The organism is Rhizobium glycinendophyticum (assembly GCF_006443685.1).
In the GTDB taxonomy this organism is placed as follows: domain Bacteria; phylum Pseudomonadota; class Alphaproteobacteria; order Rhizobiales; family Rhizobiaceae; genus Allorhizobium; species Allorhizobium glycinendophyticum.
This window is the reverse complement of record NZ_VFYP01000006.1, coordinates 72,727-89,858: the sequence shown is the minus strand read 5'-3', so window position 1 is coordinate 89,858 and position 17,132 is coordinate 72,727. Positions and strand designations below refer to the sequence as shown.

Below are 17,132 nucleotides of genomic sequence, written 5' to 3'. Positions count from 1 at the left end.
AGGGAGACAAGAAACATGGCCATTCTTCTTCTGGCAGAACACGACAACAGCAGCGTATCCGACCAGACCGCCAAGGCGCTGACGGCAGCCAAGGCAATCGGCGGCGACATCCACGTCCTCGTTGCCGGCTCGGGCGCACAGGGTGCGGCCGACGCGGCTGCCAAGCTCGACGGCGTATCCAAGGTCCTGCTGGCCGACAGCGGCGACCTTGCGAATAGCCTTGCAGAACCGCTTGCAGATCTGATCGTCTCGCTGGCCGGCGGCTACGACACGATCATTGCACCGGCAACGGCCTCGGCAAAGAACGTCATGCCGCGCGTGGCGGCACTTCTCGACGTGATGCAGGTCTCCGAGATCATCCAAGTCATCTCGCCCGATACCTTCAAGCGGCCGATCTATGCCGGCAATGCGATCCAGACTGTGCAGTCGACGGACGGCAAGAAAGTGATCACCGTACGTACCGCAGCCTTCCAGGCGACCGGTGAAGGTGACTCAGCCTCCGTAGAGCAAGCATCGGCACCGGCCAATCCCGGCCTGTCGAGCTTTGTCTCGGATGCGATTGCTTCGTCGGAGCGTCCGGAGCTCACCTCTGCCAAGATCATCGTGTCGGGCGGCCGTGCTCTCGGTTCCGCGGAAAAATTCCAGGAGGTTATCCTGCCGCTCGCCGACAAGCTGGGGGCTGCCGTCGGCGCATCGCGCGCCGCAGTTGACGCCGGATACGCGCCGAACGACTGGCAGGTGGGGCAGACCGGCAAGGTCGTCGCACCCGACCTTTATATCGCCGCTGGCATTTCCGGTGCCATTCAGCATCTCGCCGGCATGAAGGACTCCAAGGTGATCGTCGCGATCAACAAGGATGAGGAGGCGCCGATCTTCCAGGTGGCCGATTACGGCCTCGTCGGTGACCTCTTCGACGTCCTGCCGGAGTTCGAGAAGGTTGTATAGCCCGTGAGCGAACAGATGGAACTCCCCGAACGCGAGAGCATGGAATTCGACGTTGTGATCGTCGGTGCCGGGCCGGCCGGATTGTCGGCCGCAATCCGCCTGAAGCAGGTCAATCCGGAGCTTTCAGTAGTCGTGCTCGAAAAGGGTGCGGAAGTCGGTGCCCATGTGCTATCTGGCGCTGTCGTCGATCCGATCGGCATCGACCGCCTGTTGCCGGACTGGCGCAAGGAGGAGGGGCACCCCTTCACCACGCCGGTGGCGGACGACCAGTTCCTGTTCTTGGGCCCCGCCGGTTCGGTGCGCCTGCCGAACGCATTGATGCCGCCGCTGATGAACAATCACGGCAACTACATCATCTCGCTCGGGCTCGTGTGTCGCTGGCTGGCGGAAAAGGCAGAAGGACTCGGCGTCGAGATCTATCCGGGCTTCGCCGCTTCCGAAGTGCTCTATAACGATGCGGGTGCCGTGATCGGTGTCGCGACCGGCGACATGGGCATCGAGAAGAACGGCGAGCCGGGGCCGAACTACACGCGTGGCATGGAACTGCTCGGCAAGTATGTTCTGATCTCGGAAGGCGTGCGCGGGTCGCTCGCCAAGCAGCTGATCGCCAAGTTCGATCTTCAGAAGGACCGCGAGCCGCAGAAATACGGCATCGGTCTGAAGGAACTCTGGGAGGTGAAGCCGGAGAATCATAGGCCTGGCCTCGTGCAACACTCCTTCGGCTGGCCGCTCGGCATGAGCACCGGTGGCGGTTCCTTCCTCTACCACCTGCATGACAACCTGGTGGCGGTCGGCTTCGTCGTTCACCTGAACTACAAGAACCCCTATCTCTACCCCTTCGAGGAGTTCCAGCGCTTCAAGACGCACGAGGCGATCCGCGGCACCTTCGAGGGTGCCAAGCGCATCTCCTACGGAGCCCGCGCCATCACCGAAGGTGGCTACCAATCCGTGCCGAAGCTCTCCTTCCCGGGTGGCGCGCTGATCGGCTGTTCGGCCGGCTTTGTCAACGTGCCGCGCATCAAGGGCAGCCACAACGCCGTGCTCTCGGGCATGATGGCGGCCGAAAGGATCGCCGAAGCGCTTGCCGCTGGTCGTGCCAACGACGAGGTGGTCGATATCGAGACCGACTGGCGCGCAAGCGACATTGGCAAGGACCTGAAGCGCGTGCGCAACGTCAAGCCGCTGTGGTCGAAGTTCGGCACCGCGATCGGCGTGGCGCTCGGCGGCCTCGATATGTGGACCAACCAGCTGTTCGGATTCTCCGTCTTCGGCACGCTGAAGCACGGCAAGACCGATGCCGAGGCGCTGGAGCCGGCGGCCAAGCACAAGCCTATCGCCTATCCGCGACCGGACGGCGTGCTGACCTTCGATCGCCTGTCGTCCGTCTTCCTCTCCAACACCAACCACGAGGAAGACCAGTCGGTTCACCTGCAGGTAAAGGACATGGAGCTGCAGAAGCGCTCCGAACTCGGGGTCTACGCCGGTCCTTCAACCCGCTACTGTCCGGCCGGCGTCTACGAGTGGGTCGAGAAGGATGGCGAGGAGGTCTATGTGATCAACGCGCAGAACTGCGTCCACTGCAAGACCTGCGACATCAAGGATCCGAACCAGAACATCAATTGGGTTCCACCGCAGGGCGGCGAGGGTCCGGTCTACTCAAATTCGTAAATAACTGCTCTTTCGAGGATAACCCTGTGGCTATCACTAAGATTCTCTGCGCCAATCGGTCCGAAATCGCCATCCGCGTGTTCCGTGCTGCGAACGAACTGGGCATCAAGACGGTTGCGATCTGGGCGGAAGAGGACAAGCTGTCTCTGCACCGCCTCAAGGCGGACGAGAGTTATCAGGTCGGGCGGGGCCCGCATCTGGAGCGAGATCTCGGACCGATCGAAAGCTATCTTTCGATCCCGGAAGTCATCCGGGTCGCCAAGCTTTCCGGTGCCGATGCAATTCATCCCGGATACGGGCTGCTCTCCGAAAGCCCCGAGTTTGTCGAGGCCTGTAACAATGCAGGCATCATCTTCATCGGTCCGACGCCAGACACGATGCGCAAGCTCGGCAACAAGGTGGCTGCGCGTAACCTGGCCGTATCGGTCGGCGTGCCGGTGGTTCCGGCGACCGAGCCCTTGCCGGACGATATGGCTCAAGTTGCCCGAATGGCAGCCGACGTCGGCTATCCGGTGATGCTGAAAGCATCCTGGGGTGGCGGCGGTCGCGGCATGCGCGTCATCCGCTCCGAGGCCGATCTTGCCAAGGAGGTCACCGAAGCCAAGCGCGAGGCCATGGCGGCCTTCGGCAAGGACGAGGTCTATCTCGAAAAGCTCGTCGAGCGGGCGCGCCACGTCGAAAGCCAGGTGCTGGGCGATACACATGGAAATGTCGTGCATCTCTTCGAGCGCGACTGCTCCATCCAGCGGCGTAACCAGAAGGTCGTCGAGCGGGCGCCGGCGCCCTATCTTTCGGAAGCGCAACGTCAGGAACTGGCGGGTTATTCGCTGAAGATTGCGGCGGCAACCAACTATATCGGTGCCGGCACCGTCGAATATCTGATGGATGCCGATACCGGCAAATTCTACTTCATCGAGGTCAATCCGCGCATCCAGGTCGAACACACGGTGACCGAAGTCGTCACCGGCATCGATATCGTCAAGGCGCAGATCCACATCCTCGAAGGCGAGGCGATCGGCACGCCCGAATCGGGCGTTCCGGCCCAGGAGAACATCCGTCTCAACGGTCACGCGCTGCAGTGCCGCATCACGACGGAAGATCCGGAACAGAACTTCATTCCCGATTACGGCCGCATCACCGCCTACCGTTCGGCGGCCGGCTTCGGAATCCGCCTCGACGGTGGCACGGCCTATACCGGCGCGATCATTACCCGCTATTACGATCCGCTGCTGGTCAAGGTGACGGCTTCGGGCGGCACGCCACAGGAGGCGATCAGCCGCATGGACCGGGCGCTGCGCGAATTCCGTATCCGAGGCGTTGCGACCAACCTGACCTTCCTCGAAGCGATCATCGGCCATCCGAGCTTCCGCGACAATTCCTACACGACGCGCTTCATCGACACGACGCCGGAACTCTTCCAGCAGGTGAAGCGGCAGGACCGCGCCACCAAGCTTCTGACCTACCTCGCCGATGTGACGGTCAACGGCCATCCGGAGGTCAAGGGCCGTCCAAAACCGTCGGAGAAGGCGCCGAAGCCGGTCGTGCCTTATATCAACGGCGATGTGCCTGCCGGGACCAAGCAGAAGCTCGATGAACTCGGGCCGAAGGGTTTTGCGGCCTGGATGCGGGCGCAGCCGCAGGTGCTGCTGACCGATACCACCATGCGCGACGGCCACCAGTCGCTGCTCGCCACCCGCATGCGCACCTTCGATATCGCCCGCATCGCGCCGGTCTATGCGCGGGCGCTGCCGAATCTCTTTTCGCTGGAATGCTGGGGCGGCGCCACCTTCGACGTCTCCATGCGCTTTTTGACCGAAGACCCGTGGGAACGTCTGGCGCTGATCCGCGAGGGCGCGCCGAACTTCCTGCTGCAGATGCTGCTGCGCGGCGCCAACGGCGTCGGCTACACCAACTACCCCGACAATGTGGTGAAGTATTTCGTCCGGCAGGCAGCGAAAGGTGGCATCGACCTGTTCCGCGTGTTCGACTGCCTGAACTGGGTCGACAACATGCGTGTCTCCATGGATGCAGTCCAGGAGGAGAACAAGCTCTGCGAGGCAACGATCTGCTATACGGGCGACCTGCTGAACAGCGCGCGGCCGAAATACGACCTGAAGTACTACACGGCCCTTGCCGCCGAGTTGGAAAAGGCCGGTGCGCATATCATTGCGGTCAAGGATATGGCCGGTCTGCTGAAGCCGGCGGCGGCGCGCGTTCTGTTCAAGGCGCTGCGCGAGGCGACCGACCTGCCGATCCATTTCCACACGCACGACACCTCAGGCATTGCCGCGGCCACCGTGCTGGCGGCAGTCGATGCCGGCGTCGATGCGGTTGATGCCGCCATGGATGCGTTTTCCGGCAACACCTCGCAGCCCTGCCTGGGTTCTATCGTTGAGGCACTGTCCGGCACGGAACGCGATCCGGGCCTCGATCCCGCCTGGATCCGCCGCATCTCCTTCTATTGGGAAGCGGTGCGCCACCAGTACGCGGCCTTCGAAAGCGATCTCAAAGGACCGGCTTCGGAAGTCTATCTGCATGAAATGCCGGGCGGCCAGTTCACCAACCTCAAGGAACAGGCCCGTTCGCTGGGGCTCGAAACCCGCTGGCACGAGGTGGCGCAGACCTATGCGGACGTCAACCAGATGTTCGGCGACATCGTGAAGGTCACGCCGTCGTCCAAGGTTGTTGGCGACATGGCGCTGATGATGGTGGCCCAGGACCTGACGGTGACGGATGTCGAAAACCCGGACAAGGATATCGCCTTCCCGGATTCCGTCGTCTCGATGCTGAAGGGCGATCTCGGCCAGCCTCCGGGCGGCTGGCCGGAAGCGCTGCAGAAGAAGGCACTGAAGGGCGAGAAGCCCTACACCGATCGCCCGGGTGCCTTGCTGCCGGAAGCTGACCTCGACGCGGAACGTCAAGCGATCGAGACGAAACTCGAGCGATCGGTCAGCGATTTCGAGTTCGCGTCGTACCTGATGTACCCGAAGGTCTTCACCGATTTTGCGCAGGCGATCGAAACCTATGGTCCCGTCTCTGTGCTCCCCACCCATGCATACTTCTACGGCCTCGCCGATGGCGAAGAGCTGTTCGCCGATATCGAGCAGGGGAAGACGCTGGTCATCGTCAATCAGGCCACCAGCGGTACCGATCAGAAGGGCATGGTCACCGTATTCTTCGAGCTCAATGGCCAGCCGCGCCGCATCAAGGTGCCGGATCGCGCGCATGGAGCTGGGGGTGCTGCGGTGCGTCGCAAGGCGGATCTTGGTAACGTCAACCATCTCGGTGCGCCGATGCCGGGTGTCATTTCCACCGTTGCCGTTGCTGCAGGACAACCGGTCAAGGCAGGCGATGTCCTGCTGTCGATCGAGGCGATGAAGATGGAGACAGCACTTCACGCAGAGCGTGACGGAACGGTGACGGAGGTCCTTGTTGCCGCTGGCGATCAGATCGACGCGAAGGATCTGTTGATTGTATTGGAACTTGAGCAAAGGGTAATCGTAAAGATAAATGAAGGTCTACGTAGTACCTGAGCAGGATCAGGGCGGAAAGTGAATGGTGTTACGGAGCCCTCCCATGCCGGATTGGCCGCCCGAAATCGTTGGGTAAAGGCGGTCCAAGAACCGTGCCAGTAACACTCTGCCCCAGCTGGCGAGACCGCCTCGGGTTAGGAAGTCAGTAATTCCACGCCACCATGTGAAAAATCTCGGGTCCGGAGGGCGTAGATCAGTCGCGGCAAATCCCGGCAACGGCTGGTACGTTAGCGAGGGGCTTGCGAGCAACGCATGCAGAGAGCAAAACGACGGGTAATCGCAGGCGCTCACACCATCGTAAGGAGGCTAGACCTCGACTGCGCCCCCAACTCGGGATAGAGCACGGTTCCGTCTTTTGCAGCCTGCTCACAATTAGAATTTCGCCGAACGCGACGGTGATTGTTTTCAGTAATGCGTGGAAGCAAATTCTTTATCGGGGGTAAGCTTTCGGGTCGGTCGCGTCACTGATAGCTTCCAGGAAACAAGATGTCCTGATCGACCAGAACATTAAATCTGTAGCCCGGACGGATCTGTAACGTCGGCTGCACATCCATACTTCGCTCTATCGTCCGGTCGGCCACTCGCCCAAAGGTCTCGGCAAAATTCCGCCTAGCAGCATCGGATGCCGTATCCTGAGTCGCGAGCGTGGAGCTTTGCGGCACGGCCATATCAATGCCCGTTCCTATCAGGGCGATCATGACCGCTGAGCCGAAGGTCTTGAGATAGTGGTTGTTCACCTTGTCATTGAAGCCGCCATAGCCTTCCGCATCCGTGCCGGCCATCCCGCCGATCTGCAGCGTCGATCCGTTCGGGAAGATGATATCGGACCAGACCACGAGCACGCGACTCTGGCCGAACGAAACCTTGCTGTCATAGCGACCGAATAGTTTCGTGCCCTGCGGGATTAGCAGGCGATGGCCGGTGGCGCTGTCATAGACATTCTGGCTGACCTGCGCGGTGATCCGTCCCGGAAGGTCGGAATTGATGCCAGTGATCAATGTCGCCGGAATGACCGACCCGCGCTTCAACTCGAACGCCGACTGCTGTGGCACGACGCGGTTCGGCAGATATCCGAGATCCTTGAGATCGGCATTGAAGAAGTCCTCCTTGGAACTCTGTCCGTTCGGATCGACATTCTGGCCGCCCAGGCCGGCTCGTAGAGCCGCGGCATAAAGATCGGACGGATTTCCATTCGCTGAGGCTGTCGTCGTCGCATTCCTGGTCGCGGCGGTGTCGTCTGCCTGTGCCCGGGCTTCCAGCTTGCCGCGATCGATGGCAAGTGGCGCGTCATAGGCGGAGTCCCGCGCCTGCATCCGGGCCATGCGCTGGCGCTGCTGCTCGCGAAGGACCTGTTCCTGTTGCTCACGAGCCAGACGCGCGCGCCACACCTCTTCCGGCTCCAATTCGGATCCGCGCTGCTGCTCGGCCTGTGGCGTAAAGGGATTGGCCGCCTTCTCCTCGGCCTGTTTCGTCTCAACTGGCGTCGGCTGAAACGTTTCCTGCTGCTGTGGCTCGCCAATGATGCCGTCGGTGACGCCCCGCTTGATCTGGTCGGCATAGGTCGAGGCCGGATTGCCCGAGCTGGTGTCCGGGCCGCTATCCTTGCCGAAGTAGAGCCCGCGCGAAGCGAGCCCAAAGAAAATGATGCCGAGGAAGGCGACCAGCAGCACGATCACAAGGATGACCGGCAGGCGGTTCACCCGCTTGAGGCCGGATGGAGCCTGACTGTTCGCAGCACCACCGAGCTTGAGAGACTGCACCATGTTATCCTCCCTTACCCGCGCCGCATCAGCGACAGGGCGCTTGTGGGTGTCGCACCTGAAGTCGTCACGGTATAGGCCCGGCCGAGTTCGACACTGCTGGTCGAGAGCCGTGCGAGCACCTGACCGTCATAGGGCATGATGACATAGGCGAGCGGAATGACGGCAGCGCCGCCATCCGTCTTCTGGTCAGTGACAACCGCATAACCCCATCCCTTCAACGCCGCCTCCAGTGCCTGTCCGAATGGGGAACCGTCTTGTTTGAGCGCCACGGTCGCCTTCCCCTGTCCGATCTGTTCGGCAAGACGGCTGACCAAGTCGCCGGCGATGGCGCCCGCCGTTGGTCCCGAGATTTCTGGAGGTGCGGCACTCGATCCGAGACCACCGTTGTCCATCGACTGGCAACCGGAAAGGAGGATGGCAAGGGCACCGGTTGTGGCGAGGCACCGGATTGGGCCGAAACGATCACGGGTATGGCGAAGGAGGCCTGGCATCACAGCCCTCCCCTGCTGATTGTCACCTTCTGTTGTTTCCAGCCAACGCCGGAGACAAGGACAGCACGATCGATATTATAATCGACCACCATCATATTGTTCTTCATACGATAGTTGACGATGCGGTTCTGGCCGCCGGAGACGACGAAGAGAACCGGCGCATCCTGTCCCGAGATCGATCGCGGAAACTGGATGTAGGTCTTTTGCCCATCCGAGTAGACCCGCGTCGGCCGCCAGCCGGCGCTACCCGAGACGGAATAGGCAAAACTCAATTGCTCGGCCGGAACGCCGGCGCCGGGAATGGTGCTGGCTTCCAGCCGGGCGTTGACGTCGGCGAGTTTGGCGGAGACGTCCTCTGGATATTCAAAGCCGACACGCGGCATATACTGGGTTGGATGAGACTTGAGTTGGATATGATAGGTCCGACGCGACGTGGTCACGACCATGGATGTGATGAGACCCGGCTCCGACGGCTTGACGATCAGATGGATCGCTTGCCCGCCAACAGCACCGGAGGTCGCAGGCTCAACCTTCCAGCGTACCGTGTCGCCAACCAGCACGTCACGAACGACCTCGCCGCCCTGAAGCTCGATGTCGCAGACCTGCAACGGCGAGCAGACGACGGATGGCTGCACCTCGCCATAGAGGAAGATCACCTTGCCGTCTGCGCCTTTCGTCACGAGGCCGCGCGATCCGCGCCATTGTGTCGAGATGCCCATCCCCTTTGCCTCGTTCGCGGTAACGCCATCGGCGGCACGTGCGTGTGAGTTGGGGAAAGCCACCATCGAGATAATCATCAGCACCGCTGCGCTCGCAGCCAGGGTGGCCCATGTTCTGGAATGTCTAATGTTCATGTTGGGAGCCATGCCTTTCAAAGCTGCGCGGTCCAGTCGAAGTCTCTAAGATAGAGACCGATGGGATTGAGACGGATGACGCCCTCGTCCTGCGGCGGCGTCAGTGTCACGGTGGCTATCCCACGGAAGCGGCGCGTGGCGGTCTCCTTGCCGCGGCGATCCCGCTCGAACTCGGTCCAGTCGATCTGGTAGCTTTGGTTCGAGAGTGCGACGATGTTGTTGACCTCGATCGCAACCGTTGCGGTCTTCGCCTTTTCGAACGGCGAATTCGAACGGAACCAGGCATTGACCTTTTCAGTGGCGGGATCGGAGGTGCGCAGAAGCCCGTAGGTCCGGTCTATATATTGCTTCTGCACGACCGCATCCGGCGTGACGGATCGGAAGTTCGACACGAAGCTGCCGAGTGTCGCGCGTACCACCCGTGGATCGGCATATTCGATCTGCTGCGGGAAGCCGGCGTCGATAGCCGTGCCGAGCTTGTCGACTTCGACGATGTAAGGGATCAGCTTGACCTGCGTGCTCTGGTAGAGTGCGTAACCAAAACCGATCACGGCCATAGTCATTCCGGCAATGCCGACGACGCGCCAGGCAGCGGCCGCTTTGACGTAGGAGCCATAACGCTCGTTCCACTCGTTGCGCGCGGCGATGTAGGGATTATCTGGGATATTCTGTCCGGCCATTCTGTCAGCGTCCCGTCATTTGCTGTCTTTGATCGGCGGTGGTGGAGGCGGTGTGCCGGGCCGGCCGGATGGTTGATCGAGTTTGGCGTTGGCAAGGCCAAGCATCGATCCCGCGTAGGCTCCCGGCGAACCGATCGCCTTTTCCTTTGCAGCCGAGCCCACGGCGCCGGCCGCTCCGCCAATCCCGGCCTGCATTCCGCGAAGCGCAGCACTGCCGAGAGATGCTCCCCCTGCCCGTGCCGTCGTCGCTGCCTCAAATCCTCTGCCCGCCGCCGCCGTGGCCAAAAAGCCGGCGCCCGCCGCAAAAGACGCGGCCTGCCCACCGTGACGGATCGCTTCCATGCCGCCGCCGACGGACGCGCCCTGGACCACACCCTGCAGGATTGGCGGGACATACATGGCGATGACGAAGACGACGACGGAGATACCGGCAATCGCCAGCGTGGTGATGAACTGTTCGGAAGTGGCCGTCGGCGCCTCGGCTAGGCCAAGGAGGATATCCGAGCCGATCTTGGCGATCATGACAAGCGCCATCAGCTTCATGCCGACGGAGAAGGCATAGACCAAGTATCTGATCGCAAAATTCTTTGTATGAGAGGAACCGCCGAGCCCGAGCATGATCATGCCGGCAAGCAGGCCGACATACATCTCGACCATGACGGCGACGAAGATCGCCGCCACCAGCGAGAAGGACACGACGACGACGACCATCGCGAAGACGGCAGCGATCGCGAGCGCATTGTCCTCAAACAGCCCGAACTTCGCCTGTTCCGACATCTTGGTCGCGACACGAATGCCGGCATCGAAGATGTTGGCGGGAGATGCCGATCCACCACCGGCGCCGATCTGGTAGAGGCTGTCGACCACGGCCTTGGCGAACTCCGGCCCCCTGTCGAGGATGAAGGCGAACAGGCCGATAAACATGATGCGCTTGACGAGTTCAGCAAACCAGCTGTCGAGCGAGGCGGCGTTGATTGCCAGCCATACGGCCGCAATCCCGACCTCGATGCCGGCCAGGATCCAGAAGAGTGAGCGGGCCGCATTCATCACAGTCGACTCCCAGCCCTTGGCGGCGGTGACGACGGAGTTTTCGAGTGTGGTGAGAACCTGGCCCTGTTGTGCCAGCGCCGGCGTGGTTGCAACCAAGATGAGCGTGATCGCGATGAACATCCGGTCGAGCGTGCGGGAGGAAGAAGCAGCTACCATCGGGGCTTCATCTCCTGACCGCCGCGGATGTCACGGTCGGAGTTCCCGCCAAAGAACTCTTCGCGATGTCGACGCTGTTCTTCAGCAGAGGACGAACTCGTTGCGGCCGTGCCGGAAGCTGAGACGGGCGCGGCCGGCGACTGGACGACGAGCCATGTAACAGCGCTCGCACCGGCCGCGGAAAAGAGCGCGACGAGGGCGATGATGAGGATCATACGGGGGCTCACCAGCGCGGCTCCATCGTCTGGCCGCCCCTAATGTCACGTTCGGTTCCGCTGAAGAACTGTTCGCGCCTTGCTTGCGCCAGATCCTTTTGCGCCTGTTCGGACTGGTACCAGGTGCCCATCATCGTCATCTGCTGTGAGACCAGACCGCGCAGTTTCTGCATCTGCGCGACCTGCTGCACAGCAATCTCGTGCCCGACCTGGAGCGCCTTCATCTGGCCATCGGCGGATTCCGACATCGACTTGAGCTGCGACATCGTGCTCTCTTCGCTGGAGAATTGGTCGGCCGTCAGATTGGCGGCCTTCAGCGTGCCGGCGATCGTGTCGCGATTGGTGTCGGACCAGCTCTGATAGGTCGTGGAGAAGCTCGCGCTGTCCGGCAGATTGCTCTTCATGTCGGCGAAGCTCTGAAAACGCTGCTTGAGGACATCGTCGACATTGCCCATGGAGAAGGCGACGCCCTTGCCCTGGTTGACGACGGTCTGGAGGTTCTTCAGGTCATTCTCGACCTGGCCCCAGACATGCTCCGGCAGCTGCGCCGTATTTTGCAGCATGTTCCTGTAAATGTTGAGCTGGTTCTGGATCTGCTCAGCCAGTTGCGAGATCTGGGTGATCTGGTTGTTCACCTGCTCAGCGGACTTGCCGACAAGGCTGATCAGCTCCGTATTGTTGGCCAGCTGCGTCCATTCGGTCGCCTGCCCCGTGACGCCGCCGGCTTGTGCAGGGAGCGAGAGAGCAGACGAGAGCATGAGGGCCGCAAAAAGCACGGCGTGCAATGTTCTACTGGGTTGGGAAGAGCGTGTCGGCATGGGCGATCCCCCTTTGCTGGAGCCAATGGAGAGGCCAGGAGGCCTCGTGTTCAAGATGAAGGGAGCGGATGCGCTTCAGGTCTTCCTTTCCGGATGCCCCGACAAAGGAGAGCGCCACCGGCCCGAGCGCCATGTCGAAGAGGCGGCGGCCCTCTGGCGACACGACGTAATAATCCCGCTTCGGGATTGCGGTCGCGACGATTTCCATCTGCCGTTCATTGAAGCCAATGCGCTCGTAGAACTCGCGCGTGCCTGGCTCCCGCGCGGCGCCATTCGGCAGGCAGATCTTGGTCGGGCAGCTCTCTTTCAACACATCGATGATACCGGAGCGCTCGGCGTCCGAGATCGACTGGGTGGCGAGCACCACGGCGCAATTGGCCTTGCGCAGCACCTTCAGCCATTCCCGGATCTTGTCCCGGAACACCGGGTGGCCGAGCATCAGCCAGGCCTCGTCGAGGATGATGAGGCTGGGCGCACCGCTGAGGCGTTTTTCGATGCGTCGGAAGAGATAGGTTAGAACAGGCACGAGATTGCGCTCGCCCATGTTCATCAGTTCCTCAATCTCGAAGCACTGGAAAGCGCCGAGCGCCAGACCGTCCTCCTCGGCATCGAGAAGCTGGCCCATCGGGCCGTCGACGGTGTAGTGATGCAGCGCGTCCTTGATCTCTCGCATCTGGACGCCCGAGACGAAGTCCGACAGTGACCGCCCGCGCGACTCGGCCATCAGCGCGACCTGTCGAGAGATAGCGTTGCGGTAGTCCGGTGTGATCGTCACACCCTGCAGGGCAACAAGCATCTCGATCCATTCGGACGCCCAAGCGCGGTCGCCATCGGTCGAGAGTTCTGCCAACGGGCAGAAGGAGAGCGCCCTTCCCTCCCCTATCTCCGGCGCGTCGCCACCGATCTGGTAATGATCGCCGCCGATGCCCAGTGTCAGCGGCAGCATCGAGCCCCCCTTGTCGAAGGCAAAGACCTGCGCATCCGCGTAGCGTCGGAACTGCGCTGCGATCAGTGACAGCAGCGTCGATTTACCCGAGCCGGTCGGACCGAAGATCAGCGTGTGGCCAACGTCGTCGACATGCAGATTCAGCCGGAACGGCGTCGACCCACTTGCGACCTGCATCAGCGGGGGCGACCCAGGCGGATAGAATGGGCAAGGAGCTATCGGGCTTCCCGACCAGACCGAATTGAGCGGGATGAGATCGGCGAGATTGCGTGTGTTGATCAACGGCTCGCGGATATTGGCATAGGAGACGCCTGGCAGGCTGCCGAGAAATGCATCGGTCGCGTTGATCGTCTCGATGCGAGCACCAAAACCTTCGGCCTGGATCAAGCGCCGGACGGCCTCACACTTCTCCTGCAGGCTATGCTGGTCCTCATCCAAGAGGACAATAACCGGCGTATAGTAGCCATAGGCCACCAGCTGCGATGAGGCCTCGGCGATCGCGTCCTCGGTTTCCGCCACCATCAGCATGGCATCCTGGTCGAGCGATCGGGATTGGGTTTGGAAGAGCTGATCGAAGAATGGCCGCACCTTTTGTTGCCATTTCTTGCGCGTGCGCTCGAGCCTCGCGCGGGCCTCCTCGGCGTCGAGGAAGACGAACCGGGACGACCAGCGATAAGTGAGCGGCATCAGATCCAGGCTGTTGAGGATTCCCGGCCAGCTTTCGGCGGGCAGGCCATCGATCGCCACCACGCCGAGAAACCGGTTCTCGACGAGTGGTGTCAGACCGTGCTGCAATTCCGCCGTCGCCAGCCAGTCGAGATACATGGGGATTTCTGGCAGACGCACCGGATGATTTTCCCCGGTGATGCAGAAGCGAATGAACTGGAAGAGCTCGTCGTAGCGGGCGACACGATGACCGCCGTGCTCCGGCGTTTCGCGTGTCATCATCCGCCGGATCGACACGACATTAGCGAGATACTGTTCGAGCTCACGGATCGAGGTCAGAAAGGTTTCGAGCGCTTTGTCCGCATAGGTCGCGGATCGGCTGCCAAGGTCGGAATAGACATAGCGCGTCAATCCGGACCGCCTCGGCTCGGGTGGGCGCCAGGTCAGGATCAGGGCGTGGCGGCTTTCGTAGTGCCCCCTCTCCTTCTGGAAGTGCGCCCGCCGCTCCGCATCGATGGCGCGGGTGACCGGATCGGGGAAATGACTGGCTTCCTCGATTGGATAATCGCCGGTCGGCACTCTGACAGCCTCGACCTGGATCATCCAGCCTGACCCGAGGCGCGACAGGATGGCATTGATCTGTCGCGACACCTCGTTTCGCTCAGCATCGGTCGAGCTTTCGCTATCGGGTCCGGCAAAGTACCAGCCGGCCATCAGCGAACCGTCCTTCAGGAGAACGACGCCGTTTTCGACGAGCCCGGCATAGGGAACGAGATCGGCAAAGGACGGTCCGGAATGGCGGAAGGATCTGAGGGCAACCAATTTTGTACTCCCTCAGTACCGGCGCCACGGCGACGATGTCGCGCGGTAGAAGGTCTTGTAGGAGATATGCCGGATATAGACCCTTCGCATGAGCGGATCGGCCTTGGCCATCATGCGAAGGAAAGCTAACGCGACTAGCCAGACCGCGATGCCGAACAGTGCTGCATACCAGGTCAGGACGACGAAGATCAGGATGACGGTGGCGAGCGCCGTCACAAGGACAAGCTCGCGATCGGCGCCCATCAGCAAGTTGGGACGCGACAGTGCCCGATGCACTCGCGATCGGATGAGATTGGAACCGGCGTCAGCCACGGGCACCCTCCCCTAGTGCTGACGGCGTCGTCACAGGCGCAAAGACAGTAGGAGTAGGAGCAGCACCGGCCTCGGCATGGCGTTCGCCGATCGAGGCGCCGGTTGCACCGAACAAAGCAACGATCTGTGTCGCGCCGAGAAGTACGCCGCCGACCAGAGCGACATAGCAAAGCCTACGGGCAAAATCGTTCAGCTCGCCGCCAAAGATGAGCATGGCGCCGGCGATCGCGACCGCGGCAAGCGCAATGAACCCGGCGACGGGTCCGGTGATCGACTGCTGGATCTGCTGCAGTGGCGATTCCCACGGAAGGCCGCCGCCGCCTGACGAAGCCAATGCAGGCTCCGACAGGCTGAAGGAGACGGCGGCAAGCAGAATTGCTGCGAGAATGGAACAGGTCTTACGCGACATGGCTGTCCTCGTCGATCTGGGCATAGTGTTCGGTCTGGTAGTGATTGTTGCGGTATCCCTCGATGTGGATCACCTCGCGCACCTGCCTCCCCCTCCCCGTCCGCTCGATGGAGACGACGAGATCGACCGCCTCGCCGATCACCTCATGCATTGGTTGCTGGCTGGCCTCGGCGGTCAGTTGCTCAAGCCGGCGCAGCGCCGACATGGCAGTGTTGGAATGGATCGTGGTGACCCCGCCAGGATGGCCGGTGTTCCAGGCTTTCAGGAGCGTGAGAGCTGCACCATCGCGGACCTCACCGACGATGATACGGTCCGGGCGCAGTCTCATGGTGCTCTTCAGCAATCGCGCCATATCGACCGTGTCGCTGGTGTGCAGGCAGACCGCGTTTTCGGCGGCGCACTGGATTTCCGCGGTGTCTTCGAGGATCACCATGCGATCGTCGGGAGCCGTGGCAACCACTTCAGCAATGATGGCATTCGCAAGCGTGGTCTTTCCCGAACCCGTACCCCCGGAAATGACGATGTTCATGCGAGAATCGATCGCGCTGCGTATCACGGAGGCCTGCGCGTCCGTCATGATCTTGGTCTTTACGTACTCCTCCAAAGGAATGAGGCGTGACGCCCGACGGCGGATTGTGAAAGCCGGACCGGAAACCACGGGCGGCAGCAATCCTTCGAAACGATGCCCGCCGATCGGAAGCTCTCCGGAAATGATCGGTCGATCCGTGTCTGCTTCGGACTGCAGGGCGTGGGCAACGCTGCCGATCACGACTTCCGCAGCCGCTGGCGTCATGACCCCGGCTTCGGCTACACCGTGACCGAGGCGTTCAATGAACAGTCGGCCGTCAGGGTTGAGCATGATCTCGACGACTGTTGCATCGTCAAGCGCAACGCAGAGCTGGTCGCCAAGTGCGTCCTGGAGTTTGCGGACAAGTCTTGTATGGGAGCGAAGCTGGGTCACGCTGCGCTCCTCTCCGAATGATCATCAGTACGAGAGAGAGCGGACCAATAGTTCGATGGGCGAACCTGTTCGAAGCTCTCCTGATCCGCTGGAAGTGTGCCGGCAATGGCGACAGTGTTGCCAATTGCCACCGGTTCACCCAACCGCGCGATTGGCCAGCCTGCCCTGTTCAGGATGCGCTCGAAGCGAAGATCAGTGGCGGTAACGATCCTGTCGTAACCATTCGCCATGGACCATTCGATGATCCCAGCAAACATGGTGAGTGTTGCCAGGTGGAATTGCCCCCCTCCCCTGCCTGCGGGCAAAGTCGTATCAACGCAGAAGCGCGAACTCTCGATCATCGCGGTGTCGGCGTTGAGCGAACCATCCCTCAAGAGCTGCGGAAATGTCAACTCCAGCATGGTTGGGCCAACCGCAGGAAGAAGGCGTGCGCATCCCACCAACTTGTTGCCCCCGGAGACGGCAAGGATGTAAGTGGGGTTCAGATCGTCGTACTGATCTCGCTCCCCACCATCGGTGATGGTGACGTCCCATTCGAGACGTCCGCGAAAGACATCCGCGCGCAGACGATGCATCTGTGCCAGTTCATCGGCATGATCGGCGTGTTGATCAGGTGGGACGGTCACGATCCGCATTTTTTTCTCCGCTTGTTTCGAACATGCGGAGAAAGATCACCTAAAAGACGATGTGGCCATCTGCAGATCTGCAGCCGGTGATTCTCGTGAGTCGCAATGGCGAAAGCGGATTCGGCGTCGGAAATCTCTTGGCTCGTTCTGCAGATCTGCAGGTAGCTGTTGAAAGCGCCGCGTTCTACTTTTGCTTTAAGTCGCGGATTCGGCTTCC

15 protein-coding genes are annotated in these 17,132 nt (G+C 61.3%); 3 read left to right on the top strand and 12 right to left on the bottom strand.

The window, feature by feature from the left end; translation table 11 throughout:
• Positions 1-15 precede the first annotated feature (15 nt).
• The 3 genes from FJQ55_RS21505 to pyc are packed head-to-tail and all read left to right on the top strand — an operon-like array spanning position 16 to position 6,146.
• Positions 16-945 (top strand): electron transfer flavoprotein subunit alpha/FixB family protein, encoded by a 930-nt coding sequence (locus FJQ55_RS21505; RefSeq protein ID WP_140831862.1) that lies wholly within the window; start codon positions 16-18, stop codon positions 943-945.
• Positions 946-948: 3 nt separating this feature from the next.
• Complete coding sequence (locus FJQ55_RS21500; RefSeq protein WP_140831860.1) at positions 949-2,613, top strand: electron transfer flavoprotein-ubiquinone oxidoreductase; 1,665 nt, start codon at positions 949-951, stop codon at positions 2,611-2,613.
• Positions 2,614-2,639: 26 nt separating this feature from the next.
• Complete coding sequence (gene pyc / locus FJQ55_RS21495) at positions 2,640-6,146, top strand: pyruvate carboxylase (protein WP_140831858.1); 3,507 nt, start codon at positions 2,640-2,642, stop codon at positions 6,144-6,146.
• Positions 6,147-6,607: 461 nt separating this feature from the next.
• On the opposite strand, the gene trbI is transcribed toward pyc, so the two are convergent.
• The 12 genes from trbI to traI are packed head-to-tail and all read right to left on the bottom strand — an operon-like array spanning position 6,608 to position 16,924.
• The gene (trbI, locus tag FJQ55_RS21490) at positions 6,608-7,909 is read right to left on the bottom strand and encodes an IncP-type conjugal transfer protein TrbI (RefSeq protein WP_140831856.1); all 1,302 of its coding nucleotides are present in this window, start codon (positions 7,907-7,909) and stop codon (positions 6,608-6,610) included.
• Positions 7,910-7,920: 11 nt separating this feature from the next.
• Positions 7,921-8,400 (bottom strand): conjugal transfer protein TrbH, encoded by a 480-nt coding sequence (gene trbH / locus FJQ55_RS21485; protein ID WP_140831854.1) that lies wholly within the window; start codon positions 8,398-8,400, stop codon positions 7,921-7,923.
• The gene (gene trbG / locus FJQ55_RS21480) at positions 8,400-9,254 is read right to left on the bottom strand and encodes a P-type conjugative transfer protein TrbG (protein ID WP_140831852.1); all 855 of its coding nucleotides are present in this window, start codon (positions 9,252-9,254) and stop codon (positions 8,400-8,402) included. The genes trbH and trbG overlap by 1 nt, the downstream gene beginning before the upstream one ends.
• A 17-nt stretch (positions 9,255-9,271) precedes the next feature.
• Positions 9,272-9,934, bottom strand: coding sequence for a conjugal transfer protein TrbF (locus FJQ55_RS21475; protein WP_140831850.1), 663 nt, complete (start codon positions 9,932-9,934; stop codon positions 9,272-9,274).
• A 15-nt stretch (positions 9,935-9,949) separates the two neighbouring features.
• Positions 9,950-11,140 carry a P-type conjugative transfer protein TrbL gene (gene trbL / locus FJQ55_RS21470; RefSeq protein ID WP_140831847.1) on the bottom strand — a complete coding sequence of 397 codons (1,191 nt, stop codon included), beginning with the start codon at positions 11,138-11,140 and terminating at the stop codon, positions 9,950-9,952.
• Positions 11,134-11,367 (bottom strand): entry exclusion protein TrbK, encoded by a 234-nt coding sequence (gene trbK, locus FJQ55_RS21465; RefSeq protein ID WP_140831844.1) that lies wholly within the window; start codon positions 11,365-11,367, stop codon positions 11,134-11,136. Before trbK ends, trbL begins: the two co-directional genes overlap by 7 nt.
• Positions 11,364-12,113, bottom strand: a complete 750-nt coding sequence (gene trbJ, locus FJQ55_RS21460; RefSeq protein ID WP_425467573.1) for a P-type conjugative transfer protein TrbJ — start codon at positions 12,111-12,113, stop codon at positions 11,364-11,366. The genes trbK and trbJ overlap by 4 nt, the downstream gene beginning before the upstream one ends.
• Before the next feature lie 31 nt (positions 12,114-12,144).
• Positions 12,145-14,607, bottom strand: a complete 2,463-nt coding sequence (locus tag FJQ55_RS21455; RefSeq protein ID WP_140831839.1) for a conjugal transfer protein TrbE — start codon at positions 14,605-14,607, stop codon at positions 12,145-12,147.
• A gap of 12 nt (positions 14,608-14,619) precedes the next feature.
• Positions 14,620-14,919, bottom strand: coding sequence for a conjugal transfer protein TrbD (locus FJQ55_RS21450; protein ID WP_140831836.1), 300 nt, complete (start codon positions 14,917-14,919; stop codon positions 14,620-14,622).
• Positions 14,912-15,328, bottom strand: a complete 417-nt coding sequence (gene trbC, locus FJQ55_RS21445) for a conjugal transfer pilin TrbC (RefSeq protein ID WP_140831834.1) — start codon at positions 15,326-15,328, stop codon at positions 14,912-14,914. The genes FJQ55_RS21450 and trbC overlap by 8 nt, the downstream gene beginning before the upstream one ends.
• Complete coding sequence (gene trbB, locus FJQ55_RS21440) at positions 15,318-16,289, bottom strand: P-type conjugative transfer ATPase TrbB (RefSeq protein ID WP_140831832.1); 972 nt, start codon at positions 16,287-16,289, stop codon at positions 15,318-15,320. The genes trbC and trbB overlap by 11 nt, the downstream gene beginning before the upstream one ends.
• Positions 16,286-16,924: an acyl-homoserine-lactone synthase gene (traI, locus tag FJQ55_RS21435; protein ID WP_140831829.1), complete on the bottom strand. Its 639-nt coding sequence runs from the start codon at positions 16,922-16,924 to the stop codon at positions 16,286-16,288. The genes trbB and traI overlap by 4 nt, the downstream gene beginning before the upstream one ends.
• Between the last annotated feature and the right edge of the window lie 208 nt (positions 16,925-17,132).